Raw genomic sequence first — 18,125 nt, 5'->3', positions numbered from 1 at the left:
TGTTGTGTTTGCTTTCAAGGGTAATGAATAGCACCTTTGTCGTTTGGTTGCGGTAGGGTTGGGCTAAATATGGCTTGGCAATAGCTATTTGAAGTACGGCTTGTGTTGACTATTGAAGGGACAATGTTCTTTTGTTGTGCGTGGGAGTTTTGCACCGTATTTAGGGCTTTAATTTGTTGTTGTAGTATTATTTTGCTACCTTTGTTGCATAATTTGGTACTTTGTTTGCTGGATTAGTACCTCATCAAACAAGTCTACTTACGATGTTTATAAACGAAAGATACAGCTGAACAGCATTTATGAAATCACGGAAAGTATATAGTTTGGCGTTATTGGCGGGCCTCTGCTTGTCTGCTTGTGGCCTGCAACCGTCTAAGCTTGGCCGGCAGTTGGGTGGAAAGTATGCCTATCAAGAACAGAAAGACGGGCAGATTAATTCGGAAGGCAAGAACGGATATGGCACCGATAAGCAAGGGAAAGCAGCATATAAGGTTGCTGATGGACTTGAAGTGCCTAAGAAACTGACCGACAGACCTGAACAGATATTGAAACGAGTGGCTTACACGGCATCGTATAACAGCGACTTACACATACCTAATTGGGTGGCGTGGAGGCTTACAGGGGCGCATACCGAGGGAAAGAACAAGCGGGCGGGCGTTAAGTTTCATGAAGATACCGATGTGCCAATGCCTAGGGCGGTGGACTTTGACTACGTAAGGAGTGGTTATGACCGTGGACACCTTTGCCCATCGGCCGATAATCGCTGGGATGCTACTGCACAAGAGCAATCGTTTTTGCTTACGAATGTGTGTCCGCAAGACCATAACCTGAACGTTGGCGACTGGCACGAACTGGAAATCCTCTGTAGGAAGTGGGCTAAAACGTATGGCAGCATTTATATAGTGGCGGGTCCTGTGCTGTTTAAGGGGAAACATAAGACCATCGGAAAAAACAAGGTAACGGTGCCAGAGGCTTTCTTTAAGGTGGTGTTGTGCATGGAGAAAAAGCCCAAGGCCATTGGCTTTATTTATCGTAACGAGTCGGGAAATAGGCCTAAAAGCTATTACGTGAATACCATCGACGACGTGGAACGTATCACAGGTATCGACTTTTTCCCTGCTTTGCCCGACAAAGTGGAGAACGAAGTGGAGGCAACGAGTAGCTTGGACGATTGGTAAGAACTGGTAAAAGAGCGGTGAAGTTTCTGCTTTTAAGATGTTAAGAGGGCTTGTTTAGGGACTTAATAAGGAGTAAGGGGAGTAGTAGCTTTGCTTGTTGGGAGTTTAGTCGACAATCTTTTTAGCTTTGGGGTGATGAGTTATTCGTTTTTGACTTTATTTCTTAGCCCGTTTTAGAAGTTTTATCATGTAAAAAACTGGTAAACTTACGATAGATAACTTACAAACAAATAGAAGTCGTCTTGACTTTTAATCTTTCTATAAATTGAGCGGGGTTTGTTATCTTTGTGATGCCAACAACAAGGCAAGCATTCCTCTCATATACGGAGTGCAGGACAAATCAACTCGCTGGCTTATAAAGACACGAAACCCAGCTACTCCCGAATACATCAACTCACAATCTCACAATCTTATCAACTCACCAAATCATCAGCTCACAAACTTACCAACTCAAAAGCTTAAATTATTATATTTTATTTTACAATATCGCTCTAATTCTCACTCCGTTTTAGCGAAAATACAGGCTAAAAAGTAGGTAAATATCTACTGTTTTTAGTCTTTCCTGTCTTTTGTTCTGTCTGTTTTTAAGAAAACAACCTGCATTTTGCACCATTTAATCTTTCTATTTTGGTTGCCACCCCATATTTTTTAACTCCCAATTACTCGCTTTTAGCCCCTAAAATGCTACTTTTTAAGGCCTATTTTGCCCTTTTGAGCCATGTTTTTAATGGCTCGAAAGGGTTTTGTTTATGCCATTGCAGTGCATATTTATTCTTTTCGTCTTACGTTTAGCTGCATTTTGCACTGCATTTAGCACCATTTTACCTTGCATTTAGCATCAAAACGCACTGCGTTTAGCATCAAAACGCACTGCATTTAGCGGCATATTGCACTGCGTTTTGCAGCAAATTGCAGTACATGTTGCCGCAAATAGTCCAAAAACTGGTACGGAAGGCGATTTTATAGAATGAATATTCAGTTTGCCTGCATATATAACTAACCCCTTTTGGCATCAAAGCAAACCTTCGCGAGAATCGATTTTTTGCGGCAAGGCAGGCAATTGGTAGCCGAAAAGGGCACTCATAATGTTAAAATTTGCGCCGAAAAGATTACAAAAACTCGGCAGGCTGATAGGTTTAATGGTTGACAAGCGTTTTCATTTAGTTCGTCGTTTGCCTGCTCCCACTGGTGTTTATGGTTTCTTTTTGTTTCTTGAAATGTGTGCTGGCTCGTTGTGCTAGTGCTTTTTGTGTTGTGGATAAGGAAGATTTGTGTAGTGCGAAACTGGTGTTTTATGCGAATTAATTAGTAAATTTGCACACTTATGAAAACTTGAAGTAAATATGAAAACGAGAAAAGTATTTTATCTGGCGTTATTTGCCTTTACTTATTTGTCGGCCTTTGGCTTGCAACCCGTAAAAAGCGGCAAGTCGATAGTGGGTGTGCAACCTCTTCAAGGACAGCAGGTAGCTAAACAGCGGCTGTATGAAGGGGAAGACAGTGTTCGAGATACGGTTGTGCACAAGTGTACTTGGGTGCAGAGGAAAGGTTTGGGGCCACTTGAAGTTCCTGGAAAACTAACTGATAGGCCCGAACAACTGTTGAAGCGCGTGGCTTACATGGCATCGTATAACAGCGATTTGAGGATACCCAACTGGGTGGCATGGAAACTAACGGCCGAACATACAGAAGGTGCCAACGAACGTAAGGGAATGAGGTTTCAAGAGGACAAGGAGGTGCCAAAGCCAAGAGCCGTTGATGCTGACTACGTGAGAAACGGCTACGACCGCGGACGCCTTTGCCCCTCGGCAGACAATTGTTGGGATGCTACTGCGCAAAAGCAATCGTTTCTGCTCACTAATATATGTCCCCAAGACCATAAGCTGAACGTTGGTGATTGGAAAGAGTTGGAAAGCCAGTGCAGGAAATGGGCTAAAAAGTATGGTTGTATCTACATCGTTGCGGGGCCTATACTGATGAAAGGCGAACATAAAACCATCGGAAAAAACAAGGTAACGGTGCCAGAGGCTTTCTTTAAGGTGGTGCTGTGTATGGAAGGACAACCAAAAGCTATTGGTTTTATTTATCGCAACGAAGGGGACGACCGCCCTAAAAGCTATTACGTGAATACCATCGACGAGGTGGAACGCATCACGGGCATCGACTTTTTCCCCACTTTGCCCAATAAGGTGGAGGACGAAGTGGAGGCAACGAGTTGCCTGGACGATTGGTAAGAGCTGGTAAAGGCCCATTGTTAACAGGATGACCTGTTAACTGCGCCCTAATATTTTGCTATGTCAGTAGAAATTAGTAACTTTGCACTTCAATAACATAAAGCTAAGTTAGCGTGAAAATAAAGGAAGTGCTACGTGCCCTTGAACAATTCGCGCCCCTGCCCCTGCAAGAAGGATTTGATAATGCCGGCTTGCAGGTTGGATTGACAGAGGCGGAAGTATCAGGGGCTTTATTGTGTCTTGACGTGACTGAGAAGATTGTGGATGAGGCTGTGGCCAAGGGTTGCAACTTGATTGTTGCACACCATCCGCTTATCTTTCGTAAGCTGGCACAAGTGTCGGACGCCAATGCCGTTCAGCGAACGGTGATGAAGGCTATAAAGAACGACATTACCATTGCTGCCTTGCACACCAACATTGACAATGCACGAGGCGGCGTGAACTTTAAGATTGCCGAGAAAATGGGACTGCTAAATGCAGACTTTTTCGGGGCGCGAAAGCGTGTAGAGACCTTTAACGACAAGGGCGAAAGCATCAGTGTTGAAGGGGCATCGGGCGTGATGGGTGTGTTTGAGCAGCCTTTGGCGGCCGACGATTTCGTGATTTTGCTTAAAAAAACGTTCGATGTGGAATGCGTGATGTGCAACCAGCTGTTGCGCCGCCCCATCAGTAAGGTGGCCATTTGCGGCGGGTCTGGGGCTTTTTTGTTAGCAGACGCCATCGCAGCAGGGGCAGACGCCTTTGTAACGGGCGAGATGCACTACCACGATTACTTTGATCATGAACAGGAAATACAAATTGCTGTGATTGGACATTATCAAAGCGAGCAGTTTACGAACGAGATATTTAAAACAATAATCGAGGAAAGGTGCCAGGGCGTGAAGTGCATTCTGACGCAGACCAACACCAATCCCATCATCTATTTATAAGTTATGGCAAAGAAAGAAATTACCGAACTGTCGGTGGAAGAGAAACTCAAAGCGCTCTACCAGTTGCAAACAACGCTCTCGGCTATTGATGAGAAACGTGCGCTGAGGGGAGAATTGCCCTTGGAAGTGCAGGACTTGGAAGACGAGATTGAAGGTCTGAACATACGCGAAGACAAAATTCGCAGGGAAATTGACGACTTTTCCAGGGCTATTTCGCAGAAAAGGGCTGAGATTGCTGAGGCTGAGGCTAGCGTGGAACGCTATAACAGACAGCTTGACGAGGTGAAGAACAACCGCGAGTACGACACGCTGAGCAAGGAAATTGAGTTCCAAACGCTTGAAATAGAGTTGTGCAACAAGAAAATAAAGGAAGCACTTGTGAAGATTGATGAGTGCGAACGCGAACTGAGTGTTACGGGACAACAAATATATGACCGCGAACGCGACTTGCACCAAAAGCGTAACGAGCTGGACGAAATTATGCTCGAAACGAAAGAAGAGGAAGAAAAACTGCGCGATAGGGCACGTGACTTGGAAACGAAAATCGAGCCGCGACTGCTGAGCAGTTTCAAGAGAATTCGTAAAAACGCACGCAACGGACTAGGTATTGTGTATGTTCAACGTGACGCTTGTGGCGGATGCTTCAACAAAATACCGCCACAGAGACAGCTAGACGTGAAGATGCACAAGAAGGTTATCGTTTGCGAGTATTGCGGACGCATCATCGTAGACCCAGAATTGGCTGGCGTTAAAAACGATAAGTCGGCTGCTGCCGAGAAACCTAAGCGCAAACGCGCCATCCGAAAAACAAAAGAAGAGACGGAATAAGCGCGAGGAAGTGAGGACTTGAGCGTTGGGAGTTTATCGTGAAAGGGTAGTACCTAGGCGATAGGACATTCAGACTAGATATTAAAGTGTTTTTGATTTAGTCTGCTAAAGCGTTAAAATCAAGTCGATTTATGCCACTTTGCACCTATTTCCGAGGGCTATTTGTTGCGTAATTTTATAAAGAGAAGGCTTTATACACAGGCCTTGTTGCACATCTTTCGCGCTAAATTCAGCGTAGCCCTACAAAGAATAAGCTCCATACACAACCACGAGGCGTGTATGGAGCTTGTTTTGTTGTTGGCTAGTGGCTATTTAAATTTTGGCCGGCTAGCTTTTAATTTCTGTGTAAGCAGGTTATTGTACGTGCTTACTTGGCGGCCTTTTTGTCGCAGTTTTTCTTGCAATCTTGCTTAGCGGCCTTATCGCATTTCTTTTTGCTGCACTCTTTCTTGTCCTTGCAAGCAGCGTCTTTCTTGCAGCATTCTTTGGCGGCAGCGTCTTTCTTGCAGCAGCCCTTCTTACCTGCTTTGTCGCATTGTTCGGTCTTAGCCTTGTCGCATTTCTTGGCTGTTCCTTCACTCTGTGCGTTAGCAAATCCTATTGCAGCAACGAAAAGAGCTGCGCTGAAAATGATCTTCTTCATACTTCTTACTTTTTGTTTTTGTTTTGAAATAGTGATTTTATCGGCGCAAATGTACGAGTTTAAAATGAAATAGCAACATTTTGTTAGCAAAAATTAGCAGTTAAATGCAATATGTTTGTGTGCGACGAACTTGTGGTTACGATGTGTTTTGGGCTATGTTGTTGGTTTTGGGCGTGTTATGTGCGTTCCTCGTTATTGGCAGTCGATACCTGCCTGATGCGTTTTTCGGCTTTGCATCTTTATATTAGATGGGCGTTTTGTCGCACAGCTGTTTTTACATTCCGCGTTCCTTGTATATCCTTTCTTTGGCATCGTTAATCTCCTTGAACTTCTTTTCGGCCGCCAAACGTATGTCTTCGCCCAATGTTGCAACGCGGTCGGGGTGGTGTTGCAGGGCCATTTTGCGATAAGCAGTCTTCACTTCGTCGTTGGTAGCGTTGGGCGATATTCCCAAAACTTTGTATGCCGAATGCGTGTCGTGCTTATCGAGGTTGAACATCGAGTCGAGAATGCGAGCGTCGAACCCTAACCACTGTGCCAAGTAGCGAAGAGCGTTCACCTCACTGGGGTCGATGCGCCCGTCGGCTTTGGCCAATTCGGCCAGAAAACTAAGCAGTTGCAGACGCTGCGCGCTATTCATGTGGGCGGCGATTTGAAAGCAACAGTCGCGTATGATGCTCTCGAAAGCCATTGCGCCCATTTGTTTTTGCTGATTGAAAATGTTGCGGATGATGCTGTCGCCCTGCTCTACGGCCACTTCGCCAAAGTTCCTTCGCAAGAAGGAACGTAAGGTTTCCATTTCCGAGTGCATCACTTTGCCATCGGCACGAATGATGTATGCCGAGAGCACTAGTAACGAAAAGAGGAACGAATTGCGTTCGCCCTGTTGCCGCTGTTGTTGGTTGGCGGTAGCGTTGTGTTGGTAGAAGTTGGCTTTTGAACCACCCGTATTCCAGGGTTGTCCATTGCGATCGGGCTCGTTAACCTGATCTAGTCCCACGTCAAAGAGTGCACCGAGCACTAATCCTGCTAGTCCACCAAGCGGTCCGCCGGCGATAAAGCCCAGAAATCCGCCAATCCATTTTCCTATTGCCATAAGTGTAAGTCTTTATATGTTACCATTTAGAGTGTGTTTTGTGCCGCTCGGCGTAGTGTTTTACCATTTCAGCGTGCCGTATTTCTGCTTATACCACATCTGCCATGCGTTGATAAGGTTTTGCCAAACCACGTAAGCGCAAGGCGCGATGGACGCTATTGGATTGAGAAAGGCGATGGTGAGCCATATGCCCACAACGGTATTCTTTTGTCCCAAGGCTTGTCCGGCGCTGATGCTGTCGCCATAATGGTAGCCCACGGCCTTGCCAATTGAAAACAACAAGAGGCTGATGACGAGGGGCAACAACAGAAGTAGAGCCAAAATCGTGCCATAAACTTGGGTGGAAAGGATGTTGCGGATGGTTAGTCCCATGATGATAGAGAGGTTAAACCCCCAAAGGTAAAAGGCTAAGTTCTTGGTTTCCTTGATGCGTGCGGCCACTTTCGGCAGGAATTTTCGCGTGAGTAGGGCCAGACAAAGGGGCACGATGAGCACGAATGTGATGCGCCGTAGTATCATGACAAAGGCAGTTAGGAAGGTGATGTCTGCACTTTTCTCAACCATCGGGAAGAACAAGGGAATGATAACCGACGTAACCACGTTGGCAAGGATGGTGTAAATGGTGAGTGAGGCAATGCTACCGCCAAGGCGTTCGGTGATAACGGGGGCCGCGGCCGCCGTGGGGCAGATTACGCAGACGAAGGCTCCTTCAAGCACAAGCTTGGCCATTGGGTCGGTGGTATGTAAGATGGCCAACACCAATAAGCCCGAAAGAGCAATGCGAATGGCTTGCAGTATGAAGTGCCACGCACGTGGTCGGAGGTCGCCCAGCTGTATTTTGCAGAACGTGATATAGAGCATCACGAAGATAACCACGGGGAGAAGTTTCACCAAAAAGGGGCCAACCACGTTGCCAATGGGTTGAAGTGGGGCGATGCGCGAAAACAAAAGGTAGACCGCAGCACCGATAACAAGACCGCTGGGCAGCGTCCATTTCTTTAAGAAAGCAATGATGTTCATGTGTTTATTATATATAATGTACGCGCGAAACTATATTTCGGTATAGTTAGGGAGGTAGGGTAAGAAGGTGTAGCTGTTGTCGGTGTAGTTCATTTTGCAGCAGATGTGTTGCAGTCCGTTGCTCACCACGAGATAGTCTACGTGCAAAAGCATGTTGTAAACGGTTATTTGGTCGAACACCTTTTGCGTAAGTGCGATGGTGGGTGCCTTATATTCGAGAACCATTTGGGGTTTCAAGTCGCGGTCGTACAGCACGCTGTCGGCCCGAAGGCTTTTGTCGCCGATGCTCAACGCCACCTCGTTGGCCATCAGCAACTGGGGATATCCCTTGTGATGAATAAGGTAATTGACGAAATGCTGCCTTACCCATTCTTCGGGAGTAAGGGCAACGTACTTGCCACGAAGTGGATCGAACACAGTGGGGCGCGCCTTCGTGCCTCCCACTTTTATTGCATACGAGGGTAGGTTTAGTGAATACATTTTGTTATCTTTGCAGTGTAAAGCACAATAAAGCTTATCGGTAAGGGTGCGGCAAGACAGGCTTGTCGCAGTTTGCCGTGTGCCTTATGGTGCAAAGTTACTAAAAATATGTGGGCGACGAGGTGGTTTTAGCAACTTGTTGTCCTGCACTCATCCATTAACAAGAACCTTTCATGGCAGAAAAACGAAACGCGCTTGGCCCCGAAGTCATCATTAAAGACATTAAGGCGCGAAACTTTTCGCCCGTATATGTGCTCATGGGCGAAGAGTCGTATTATATAGACAAGATTGCAAGCTTGCTCGAAGAGACGGTGTTGCAACCGCAAGAGCGCGACTTTAACCAAGACATCCTCTTTGGCGTTGATACCAACGGGGTGCAGGTGGCCGACCTTTGTAAGGCTTATCCCATGATGGCCGAACGGCGATTGGTGATGGTGAAAGAGGCGCAGAACCTGAAATTGGTAGATGCCTTGGCCAAATACTTGGAAAACCCCGTGAATACTACCATACTTGTGCTTTGCCATAAGAACGGCACCATCGACAGAAGAAAGAAACTTTTGGCTCGCGCCGAGTCTATTGGCGTTGTTTTCGAAAGCAAGAAGAAACGCGATTACGAATTGCCTGCTTTTATTAAGGGCTATCTTGCCACGAAGAAAGCAACGGCGGAAGACAAGGCGGCCATCATGATTGCTGAACATGTTGGCTCCGACTTGAATCGGCTGACATCGGAACTAGACAAGGTTTTGATTTCGCTACCCGAAAACGACTTGCGTATTACGCCCGACATCGTGGAACGACAGATTGGCGTTAGCAAAGAGTTTAATGGTTTCGAATTGCGAAACGCCATCGTAAACCGCGATGTGTTTAAGGCAAACCAAATTATTCAGTATTTCGATAAGAACCCTAAGGCCGGGTCAATCTTCGCCTTCTTGCCTTTGCTTTTCAGTTTCTTCCAAAACTTGTTGATTGCCTATTACGCACCAAACAAAAACAACGAAACAGAGGTTGCAAAGTTTCTCGACTTGAAATCGGTGTGGGGTGTGAAAGACTTTATGGTGGGGATGAGAAACTACTCGGCCATGAAGACAATGCACATTATTCATAAGATAAGAGAGATTGACGCTAAATCTAAGGGGTTGGATAACCCAAATACCCCTGTTGGCGACCTTATGAAAGAGCTAATCTTCTTTATTTTGCACTAAAAATGGCCTTTTTCGGTCCTTTTTCGTTCTAGAATAAGTGTCTCTGAGAGGCACTTTTTTTTGGCTAACTTCCAAATAAATCAAGAAGTTAGCCCATTTTAACCTCCAAAATACTCGCGAATTTGAAAGCAATTCGACCCTTGTTTCAGAATAATCAATTCTCGTTCTGTTTTTGCATTTTCGGCTTACTTCAATTTACAATTAACAAATATTAGTTTGGGGTTTCCTGGGTTTTGATATGTAAATCATTCTCTTGTTTTACAAATGTAGAATTGTTTACATTTGGTTTTGTAAACCAAAGAAAGGTGCCACAAGTCTTATATTTACATAACTAAACCATATGAATTACGTTTCAAAATCTAAATGAATACTTATTCATTGCAATATGCATGCTCATTTTTACGTGATTTTCAGCTATTTGTAGACGTTTTCTAACCTTTATACCTCTAAAAACCCCCTTTTATGCCTCTAAAACCCCATATTTTAGGCAATATCGGCCTTTTATACGCTTATAATAGCCTAATAACCAATAAAATTCAGTTTTTTGTTAAACCTTATTACAAACCTGGTTTAGGTAATCTTATTTTGATTTGTAAATGTAAATCGCTTGTGTGGACACTTATATTTACATCCCTATATAGTTTAGATTTACAAACCTAACATTTTATTTGCTAAATTATCGTTTAGAAATTTGCAGCGACACGAAATTTGTTTTACCTTTGTAAAATCAACGCGAAAAGGCCTTAAAAGGCCTCTTACACTAAAAATAAGGGTATGAAAGATAGAATAAAGAAGGTTATGGAGAGCCAACACATGAGTCAACAGACCTTTGCTCTCTCTATTGGAATGTCGCCTGCGTCACTTAGTAGTATTTTTAACGGACGCACAAAACCCACCCTCAACATCGTTGAGGCTATTAAAGATAAAATTCCGAAGATTTCAACCGACTGGTTAATCTTTGGTAAGGGTGAGATGTACTTAGACGAAACGGGGACCGCTAACAATACCCCCACTACCCATTCAATCCCTGATAAGGAACCGCAATTAAACTTTGACGCGCCTGCTGCCAGTCCGTCGTTATTTAACGAACAGCCAGTAGTTGCCCCAAAAGTGGTACAAGCCCCCAGAGAACCCGAGCGAGTTGAAGTGAAAGTGATTGAAAAACCACAACGTAGGGTTACGGAGATACGTATCTTTTACGACGACCGAACATGGGAATCGTTCTATCCAGAAAGCAGGGATGGTAGAAGTTGAAGTGTATTTTACTGGCCGATTAAGGTGCAGACTTACTTATAGCTCTGTTTCAACAAAGTGTTTTTGATGCTTCCTTTATGTATTAGACGCAATAGTTTGTGGGTAAGAATGCAGCATACATTTACTCACTGTTCGCAACACGCATTCGCCGTGCCAACCGCTACGCGCGACGGCTGCCTGATGGAGTTTGCTTAGCAAACAGGCTCTTACAGGCTGTTTGCAAGCCCAAAACTTGAATGTATCATGAGAAACCAACCTAAAAAACTCCTAAATACCTGCCTTTTCTCATGTAAAGTGGCGGATATGTGGGACGTTATGCTCTAAAACGCCCCTCTAATGCCAACTTTTCTAGTGATAGGTGGAGAATGATAGGCTTGATTACTCCAATGATGGTCCTAACCATTGACTATATCTCGTGAAAAGCAGCGAGTGTGTGCTGTGTTATGCCTAAAACATTCGCGAACGCTGTTTATTCTATTGACAAACGGAGATTAATGGGTTGATGCCCCCCATTGTAGGCCCTAAGTACTGCTCATATCTTGTGAAACGCGGTGGAAATAAAGGTTGTTATGCCTTAAAGCCACATGCTAACGCCAATTAGGGGCTAGTGAAAAGTGGGAATTTATAGGTTGATACTTCCAATAATAAGCCCTAAACCACCCTCTAATGCCGATTTTATCTCGTGGACAAACGGCAACTAATAGTCTGTTTGAAACCTTAGAATACACCCTAAACAGCCACTGTGATTCGTAAAAAACAGCAAGTGTATGAGGTGTTACTTCCCTAAAACAACCCATAATCGCCCCCCTAAGACCACACAAAACAAGTAGTGCGAATGATGTTACTCCCTAAAAACGACCCATAATCGCCGACCTAAGACCACACAAAACAAGTAGTGCGAATGATGTTACTCCCTAAAAACGACCCATAATCGCCGACCTAAGGCCACACAAAACAAGTAGCGCGAATGGTGTTACTCCCTAAAAACAACCCATTATCGCCGACCTAAGCCCACATGAAACAAGTAGTGCGAATGGTGTTGCTCCCTAAAAACAGCCTATAATCGCCGACCTAAGGCCACGCAAAACAAGTAGTGCGAATGGTGTTGCTCCCTAAAAATAACCCATAATCGCCGACCTAAGGCCACGCAAAACAAGTAGTGCGAATGGTGTCGCTCCTTAAAAATAACCTATAATCGCCGACCTAAGCCCGCACTAAACAAGTCGCGCGAATGGTGTTACTCCCTAAAAGTAACTTGTTATCGCCGACCTAGGCCCACACAAAACAAGTAGTGCGAATGGTGTTACTCCCTAAAAACAGCCTATAATCGCTGACCTAAGGCCACGCAAAACACGTAGTGCGAATGGTGTTGCTCCCTAAAAACAACCCATTATCACCGACCTAAGGCCATACAAAAAAAGTAGTGCGAATGGTGTTACTCCCTAAAAATAACCCATAATCGCCGACTTTTCTCGTGAAAGGCGGTGAGTATATGGGATGTTATGCCCTAAAATATTCTCGAAATAAGGACATTATCTAGTGACAAACAGAGAGCGTATTGGCCTGTACCCACTAGGATGCGCCCTATACATCGGTTATATTTGGTGAAAAGTGGCGATAATAAGGCATGTTTAGCCTTAATTATCCGAGGTCGTCTTGATTTTTAATGTTTCTATAATTTGAGAGGGAGTTTATCGTCTTTCTGGTGAAAAACCAAGATAATAACACTTCTCTTCATGTATGAAGTACTGGGCAAAGATACGATAAAATCCAAAATTCTGCCCCATTTGTCTTTGGCGAAACGTGGTTATGTCTCAAAAAGTTGCCTGGCGGAAGTCATTCAATACATTCTTTACAAGCTGAAAACTGGCTGTCGATGGCAGATTACTTCTGCGTTTGTATGATGCCGTCTTCGTTGGCTGTGAGCAACAAGCCCTGCAACCGCTCGCGCTGGTGGTCGTAAGCGCACGTGCTTTCCGTGCCGTTAACTACGAGCGTGTATGTGGAATTATTGTTTTTTTTGTCTAGTTTTCAGTAGGAAATTTAACATAAAAAGCGGCCATTCTGTCCACCAATCGCTCACCTTGCCGCAAAAAATAGATTCTCGCGGAGGTTTGTTTTGATGCCAAAAGGGGCTAGTTGTGCATGCAGGCAAAATGAATTTTTATTTAAACTGACCGCCACCAACACCCGTTTTGGGGCCATTTGCAGCAAAATGCAATGCGTTTTGGTGCTAAACGCAGTGCAATATGCCGCTAAACGCACTGCGTTTTGGTGCTAAATGCAGTGCATTTTGGTGCTAAACGCAAGGTAAAATGGTGCTAAATGCAGTGCAAAATGCTGCTAAATGCAATGCGATGCGCATAAATATCCACTGAAAGAGTATAAACAAAACCCTTTCGAACCATTAAAAACATGGCTAAAAAGGGCAAAACAGCCCTTAAAAAGTGGGATTTTAGGGGTTAAAAGCGAGTAATTGGGCTTGAAAAATTACGAGCTGGCAACCAAACTAGACAGGCTAAATGGTGCAAAATGCATCCTTTGTTCGTAAAAATGGACATAAAAGGAGGCATGAAAGGCTAGAAATAGTGGCTATTTACCTGCTTTTTGACCTATATTTTCGCTAGAACGGAGTGAAATTTAGAACGGTATTGTAAAATAAAAAATAAGAATTTAAACTTTTGAGTTGAGGAGATTATGGGTTTGTGAGTTTATAAGTTTATGGGTTGATAAGTCTGTGAGTTGATGAGTTTGTGAGTTGATGAGTATGTAAGTTGATGAGTATGTAAGTTGATGAGTTCGTAAGTTGGTGAGTTTGTAAGTTGATGAGTTTGTAAGTTGATGAGTTTGTAAGTTGATGAGTTCGTAAGTTGATGAGTTCGTAAGTTGATGAGTTCGTAAGTTGATGAGTATGTGAGTTGATGAGTTTGTGGGTTAATGAGTTCGTAAGTGGTGATGAGTATGTGAGTTTATAAGTTTATGAGTTGATAAGCCTGTGAGTTGATGAGTTTGTGAGTTGATGAGTTTGTAAGTTGATGAGTCTGTGGGTTGATGAATAGGCAAGTTAGAATGTCCAAGCGCGTTGGTGATGCTCTAAGCGCGTGGAAGTATATCGTTATCAATCGGTTGAATCTCAGTTGTTACCTACTTGAGATATTAACAAAGATGAACAGTGGGAGAATGCAAGTGGACAATTATTATCGGCTACCAAAGTTATCTGTTTCATGCCTTGCGATTTTGTTTTTCTTCTATTATAATGGACTGAGGCGTAAAATCTTGCTGAAAATGAGGTCTGGGATAGGGTGTGCAGTGTTAAGTGGCCATTGTTTTTGAGTAAACGCAAGTTTGTAGGTCGCTAAATCTGTTGTGCAAAATGGCTTGCATAAAGGCATTGCCTTACGTTTTATCGGTGCAGGTCTTGCTAGAAGGAGGGAGGTTGGCTTGTAAGTGTTGGCGTATATCTTATCGGTATAGATTTTAGTCGACGGCTATAAGTTGGGCGGCAGACTTGAAAATGTTGACCTATACTTTTAGGGGTGCAGGTGTGTGTTGAAGGCCTACGCTGACAATAGCTTTAAAACAAACAAAAACGGGTGAGAGCATGCCCATTTAGGACAGCTCTCACCCATTTTATTAGGATGGTATTAAGCCGAGAAACCGTTTAGGCAACCGTTTCTTCGTCTTTGCTCCAATCTTCTTGCGACTTGCGAACGTAGCTCTTGTAGCGAAGCTTGGCCATCTCTTCGGCAGCCTTGAACAATTCTTCGGCTTCGTTGGGATAAGCTTTCTTTACAGAGAGGTAACGAACCTCGCCCAACAAGAAGTCGTGGAACTTGCTCCAATCGGGCTCCTTAGAGTCGAGCGTGAAGGGGTTCTTGCCTTCGTCGGCCAACAATGGGTTGTAACGCCACAAGTGCCAGTAGCCGGCAGCAACAGCTTTGGCCTCTTCGGCTTGGCTCTTACCCATACCGGCCTTCAATCCGTGGTTGATACAAGGTGCGTAGGCAATGATAAGCGATGGACCTGGATAAGCCTCAGCCTCGCGGATAGCCTTGAAAGTCTGGGCTTGGTCGGCACCCATTGCAATCTGAGCCACGTAAACGTAGCCGTAGGTGGTTGCCATGAGGCCAAGGTCTTTCTTGCGGATGCGCTTACCTTGGGCGGCAAACTGAGCAATTGCGCCTAGTGGTGTGGCCTTAGAGCTTTGTCCGCCCGTGTTAGAGTAAACCTCGGTGTCGAGAACAAGGATGTTTACGTCTTCGCCCGAAGCGATAACGTGGTCCAAACCGCCGTAACCGATGTCGTAAGAGGCACCGTCGCCACCGATAATCCATTGCGAACGCTTAACGAGATAGTGGTCGAGCGTTTTCAGTTCGGCGCAAGTTTCGCAACCTTTGGCAGCACCGGCCTCGATGAAGGGTTTGAGTTTTGCACTCGATTCCTTCGATGCGTCAGCGTCGTCTTTGGTGTTGAGCCATTCGTTGGCAGCCTCCTTAAACTCGGCAGGCACATTATCGTTGGCCACGAGGTCGGAAAGCAGCATCGTAATGCGCTCGCGCATCTTCTTGTTGCCCAGTGCCATACCCATACCAAACTCGCAGAAGTCTTCGAACAGCGAGTTATCGAAGGCTGGACCTTGACCGGCCTCGTTGGTTGTGTAAGGCGTTGAGGGGATAGATGCAGAATAGATAGACGAGCAACCCGTGGCGTTGGCAATCATTTCGCGGTCGCCATAGAGTTGTGAGATGAGCTTAACGTAAGGCGTTTCACCACAACCAGCACAAGCACCAGAGAACTCGAAGAGGGGTTTAGCAAACTGCGAGTTCTTCACATTGCTCTTAATGTCTATCAAATGTTGCTTGCTCTTAACGTTCTTAGCAAGGTAGTTCCAGTTGGAAATCTGCTGTTCGTCGTGCGTGAAGGGCACCATTGCCAATGCCTTCCCGTTCTTGTTGCCAGGACAAACGTCGGCACAGTTGCCACAACCAACGCAATCGAGCACGCTCACCTGAATGCGGAAGTTCATGCCAGCCATTGGCTTGGGAACTTTCATTTCGAGTGTCGCATCCTCAAAGCTCTTCATTTCTTCCTCGTCGAGAACGAACGGGCGGATACAAGCGTGAGGACAAACGTAGGCGCACTTGTTACATTGAATACAGTTCTCGGCAGTCCATTCGGGGTTGAAGGCCTCAACGCCGCGTTTTTCGAAAGCTGCGGCACCATTAGACATCGTACCGTCTACCATGTCGTAGCGCACGAAGTCGGATACTTTGAGCAAGTCGCCCGATTGTCCGTTGATTGGGCGTACAATCTCCTTGATGTATGCCGGTACATCTTCTTCGGCTGCAACAGCATCATCGGGTAGGTTAGCCCAAGCAGCATCTACTGCAAGCGTTTTGTATTCGCCACCGCGGTCAACGGCCGCATAGTTCTTGTCGACTACGTCTTGTCCCTTGTTGCCATACGACTTAACGATGAACTTCTTCATTTGGTCGATGGCCAAGTCTACGGGGATGACCTCTGTAATGCGGAAGAATGCACTCTGCAAGATGGTGTTGGTGCGGTTGCCCAGCCCAATTTCTTGTGCAATCTTCGAAGCATTCATATAATATACGGTGATGTTGTTCTCGGCGAAGTAGCGTTTGATGCGGTTGGGGATGAACCTAACCAGCTCGTCGCCTTCGAAAACGGTGTTCAACAAGAACGTTCCGTTCTTTTGTAGACCGCGAATAACGTCGTACATGTTCAGGTAGGCCTGTACGTGGCAAGCCACGAAGTTGGGCGTGTTGACCTGATAGGTAGAGTGAATGGGCGAATTGCCGAAACGCAAGTGCGAACAAGTGAAGCCACCCGACTTCTTCGAGTCGTAAGAGAAGTATGCTTGACAGTGCTTGTTGGTGTTGTCGCCAATGATTTTAACCGAGTTTTTGTTGGCTCCAACGGTTCCGTCTGCGCCCAATCCGTAGAATTTAGCTTCGAAAATGCCTTCGCTTCCCATAGGTATTTCGGGCACGGCGGGCAGCGAAGTAAACGTAACGTCGTCTACAATGCCCACGGTAAAGTGGTTCTTTGGTACTTCCAGTTCGAGGTTGTTGAACACGGAGAGTATCTTAGCAGGCGTAGTGTCCGAAGAACCCAGTCCATAACGTCCGCCAACGATTAGCGGTTTGTTCTCTACGTCGTAGAAAGCGCTCTTCACATCGAGATACAAGGGTTCGCCTTCTGCGCCAGGTTCTTTGGTACGGTCGAGCACGGCGATGCGTTTAACCGTCTTGGGAACGGCAGCCAGCAAGTGCTTAACAGAGAAGGGGCGATAAAGGTGAACCGAAATCATACCCACCTTCTTGCCTTGCTTCAACTGATAGTCGATTGCTTCGCGGGCAGCTTCGGTGGCCGAGCCCATCAAGATGATGATATTCTCGGCATCTTCTGCGCCATAATAAGAGAACAGATGGTATTCGCGGCCTGTTATTTCCGAAATCTTACCGAGGTATTCTTCAACTACTTCGGGAATGTTGTCGTAATGTTGGTTGCATGCCTCGCGATGAGTGAAGAATGTTTCGGGGTTTTCTGCCGTACCGCGCGTAACGGGGCGTTCGGGCGAAAGGGCGCGATCGCGGAACCGCTTGATGTCATCGTGATTAACCAACTTGGCAATCTCGTCTTGGTCAATCAGTTCAATCTTCTGGTATTCGTGCGAAGTGCGGAATCCGTCGAAGAAGTTCACGAAAGGTATGCTTGTACGGAGTGTTGCCAAGTGGGGAACGGCTGTGAGGTCCATCACCTCTTGCACCGAACCCGAACAGAACATGGCGAAACCCGTTTGTCGGCAGGCCATAACGTCGGAGTGGTCGCCAAAGATACACAAAGCGTGCGAAGCGATGGCGCGAGCCGATACGTCGAACACGCAGGGCAGCATCTCGCCGGCAATCTTATACATGTTTGGTATCATCAACAGCAAGCCCTGCGATGCCGTAAAGGTGGTGGTAAGCGCGCCGGCTTGCAGCGAACCGTGCATGGCACCAGCCGCACCGCCTTCCGATTGCATTTCTTGAACCGTTACCGTCTGTCCGAATAGGTTCTTTCTACCTTTGGCAGCCCACGTGTCTACGTGCTCGGCCATAGGCGAAGACGGGGTGATGGGATAGATGGCAGCAACCTCAGAGAACATATAGCTCACGTGAGCGGCGGCCTCGTTACCATCACAAGTGATAAACTTTTTTTCTTTTGCCATTTGAATAAAATATTAATTAATGTATTT

The 18,125-nt window shown here is 45.7% G+C and carries 11 protein-coding genes and 1 pseudogene; 7 read left to right on the top strand and 5 right to left on the bottom strand.

Going from position 1 to position 18,125, the window contains the following annotated elements:
- Positions 1-299: 299 nt before the first annotated feature.
- The 4 genes from BN93_RS09385 (at position 300) to BN93_RS09370 (ending at position 5,169) form a co-directional block, all read left to right on the top strand.
- Positions 300-1,178 (top strand): DNA/RNA non-specific endonuclease, encoded by an 879-nt coding sequence (locus tag BN93_RS09385; protein WP_019188075.1) that lies wholly within the window; start codon positions 300-302, stop codon positions 1,176-1,178.
- A gap of 1,343 nt (positions 1,179-2,521) precedes the next feature.
- On the top strand, positions 2,522-3,412 hold the full coding sequence (locus BN93_RS09380; protein WP_019188074.1) for a DNA/RNA non-specific endonuclease: 891 nt from the start codon (positions 2,522-2,524) through the stop codon (positions 3,410-3,412).
- A 113-nt stretch (positions 3,413-3,525) separates the two neighbouring features.
- On the top strand, positions 3,526-4,341 hold the full coding sequence (locus BN93_RS09375) for a Nif3-like dinuclear metal center hexameric protein (protein ID WP_009229344.1): 816 nt from the start codon (positions 3,526-3,528) through the stop codon (positions 4,339-4,341).
- 3 nt (positions 4,342-4,344) lie between these two features.
- A complete protein-coding gene (locus BN93_RS09370) occupies positions 4,345-5,169 on the top strand; it encodes a zinc ribbon domain-containing protein (protein WP_009229345.1) in 825 nt (274 codons plus the stop codon).
- A gap of 367 nt (positions 5,170-5,536) precedes the next feature.
- On the opposite strand, the gene BN93_RS09365 is transcribed toward BN93_RS09370, so the two are convergent.
- The 4 genes from BN93_RS09365 to BN93_RS09350 form a co-directional block, all read right to left on the bottom strand.
- A complete protein-coding gene (locus BN93_RS09365; RefSeq protein ID WP_009229346.1) occupies positions 5,537-5,812 on the bottom strand; it encodes a hypothetical protein in 276 nt (91 codons plus the stop codon).
- Between the two features lie 274 nt (positions 5,813-6,086).
- Positions 6,087-6,908, bottom strand: coding sequence for a DnaJ domain-containing protein (locus tag BN93_RS09360; RefSeq protein WP_019188073.1), 822 nt, complete (start codon positions 6,906-6,908; stop codon positions 6,087-6,089).
- 60 nt (positions 6,909-6,968) lie between these two features.
- Complete coding sequence (locus BN93_RS09355) at positions 6,969-7,928, bottom strand: transporter (protein ID WP_019188072.1); 960 nt, start codon at positions 7,926-7,928, stop codon at positions 6,969-6,971.
- 30 nt (positions 7,929-7,958) lie between these two features.
- Positions 7,959-8,408: a type I restriction enzyme HsdR N-terminal domain-containing protein gene (locus BN93_RS09350; protein WP_009229349.1), complete on the bottom strand. Its 450-nt coding sequence runs from the start codon at positions 8,406-8,408 to the stop codon at positions 7,959-7,961.
- 173 nt (positions 8,409-8,581) lie between these two features.
- Between BN93_RS09350 and holA the strand changes: the two genes are divergently transcribed.
- From holA to BN93_RS16825, 3 genes and pseudogenes are all read left to right on the top strand, one after another.
- Positions 8,582-9,610 carry a DNA polymerase III subunit delta gene (holA, locus tag BN93_RS09345; RefSeq protein ID WP_019188071.1) on the top strand — a complete coding sequence of 343 codons (1,029 nt, stop codon included), beginning with the start codon at positions 8,582-8,584 and terminating at the stop codon, positions 9,608-9,610.
- A gap of 774 nt (positions 9,611-10,384) precedes the next feature.
- Positions 10,385-10,864 (top strand): helix-turn-helix domain-containing protein, encoded by a 480-nt coding sequence (locus BN93_RS09340; RefSeq protein ID WP_019188070.1) that lies wholly within the window; start codon positions 10,385-10,387, stop codon positions 10,862-10,864.
- Between the two features lie 1,736 nt (positions 10,865-12,600).
- Positions 12,601-12,744: pseudogene (locus BN93_RS16825) on the top strand (transposase); the annotation flags it as partial.
- Between the two features lie 1,781 nt (positions 12,745-14,525).
- Here the strand turns inward: BN93_RS16825 and nifJ are convergent.
- Positions 14,526-18,098, bottom strand: coding sequence for a pyruvate:ferredoxin (flavodoxin) oxidoreductase (nifJ, locus tag BN93_RS09330; RefSeq protein WP_019188067.1), 3,573 nt, complete (start codon positions 18,096-18,098; stop codon positions 14,526-14,528).
- Positions 18,099-18,125 lie beyond the last annotated feature (27 nt).

It is taken from the genome of Prevotella conceptionensis 9403948, from assembly GCF_000312305.1.
Taxonomy (GTDB): domain Bacteria; phylum Bacteroidota; class Bacteroidia; order Bacteroidales; family Bacteroidaceae; genus Prevotella; species Prevotella conceptionensis.
Note: the sequence above shows the minus strand (reverse complement) of the source record. Positions and strands in the feature narration are given on the sequence as shown.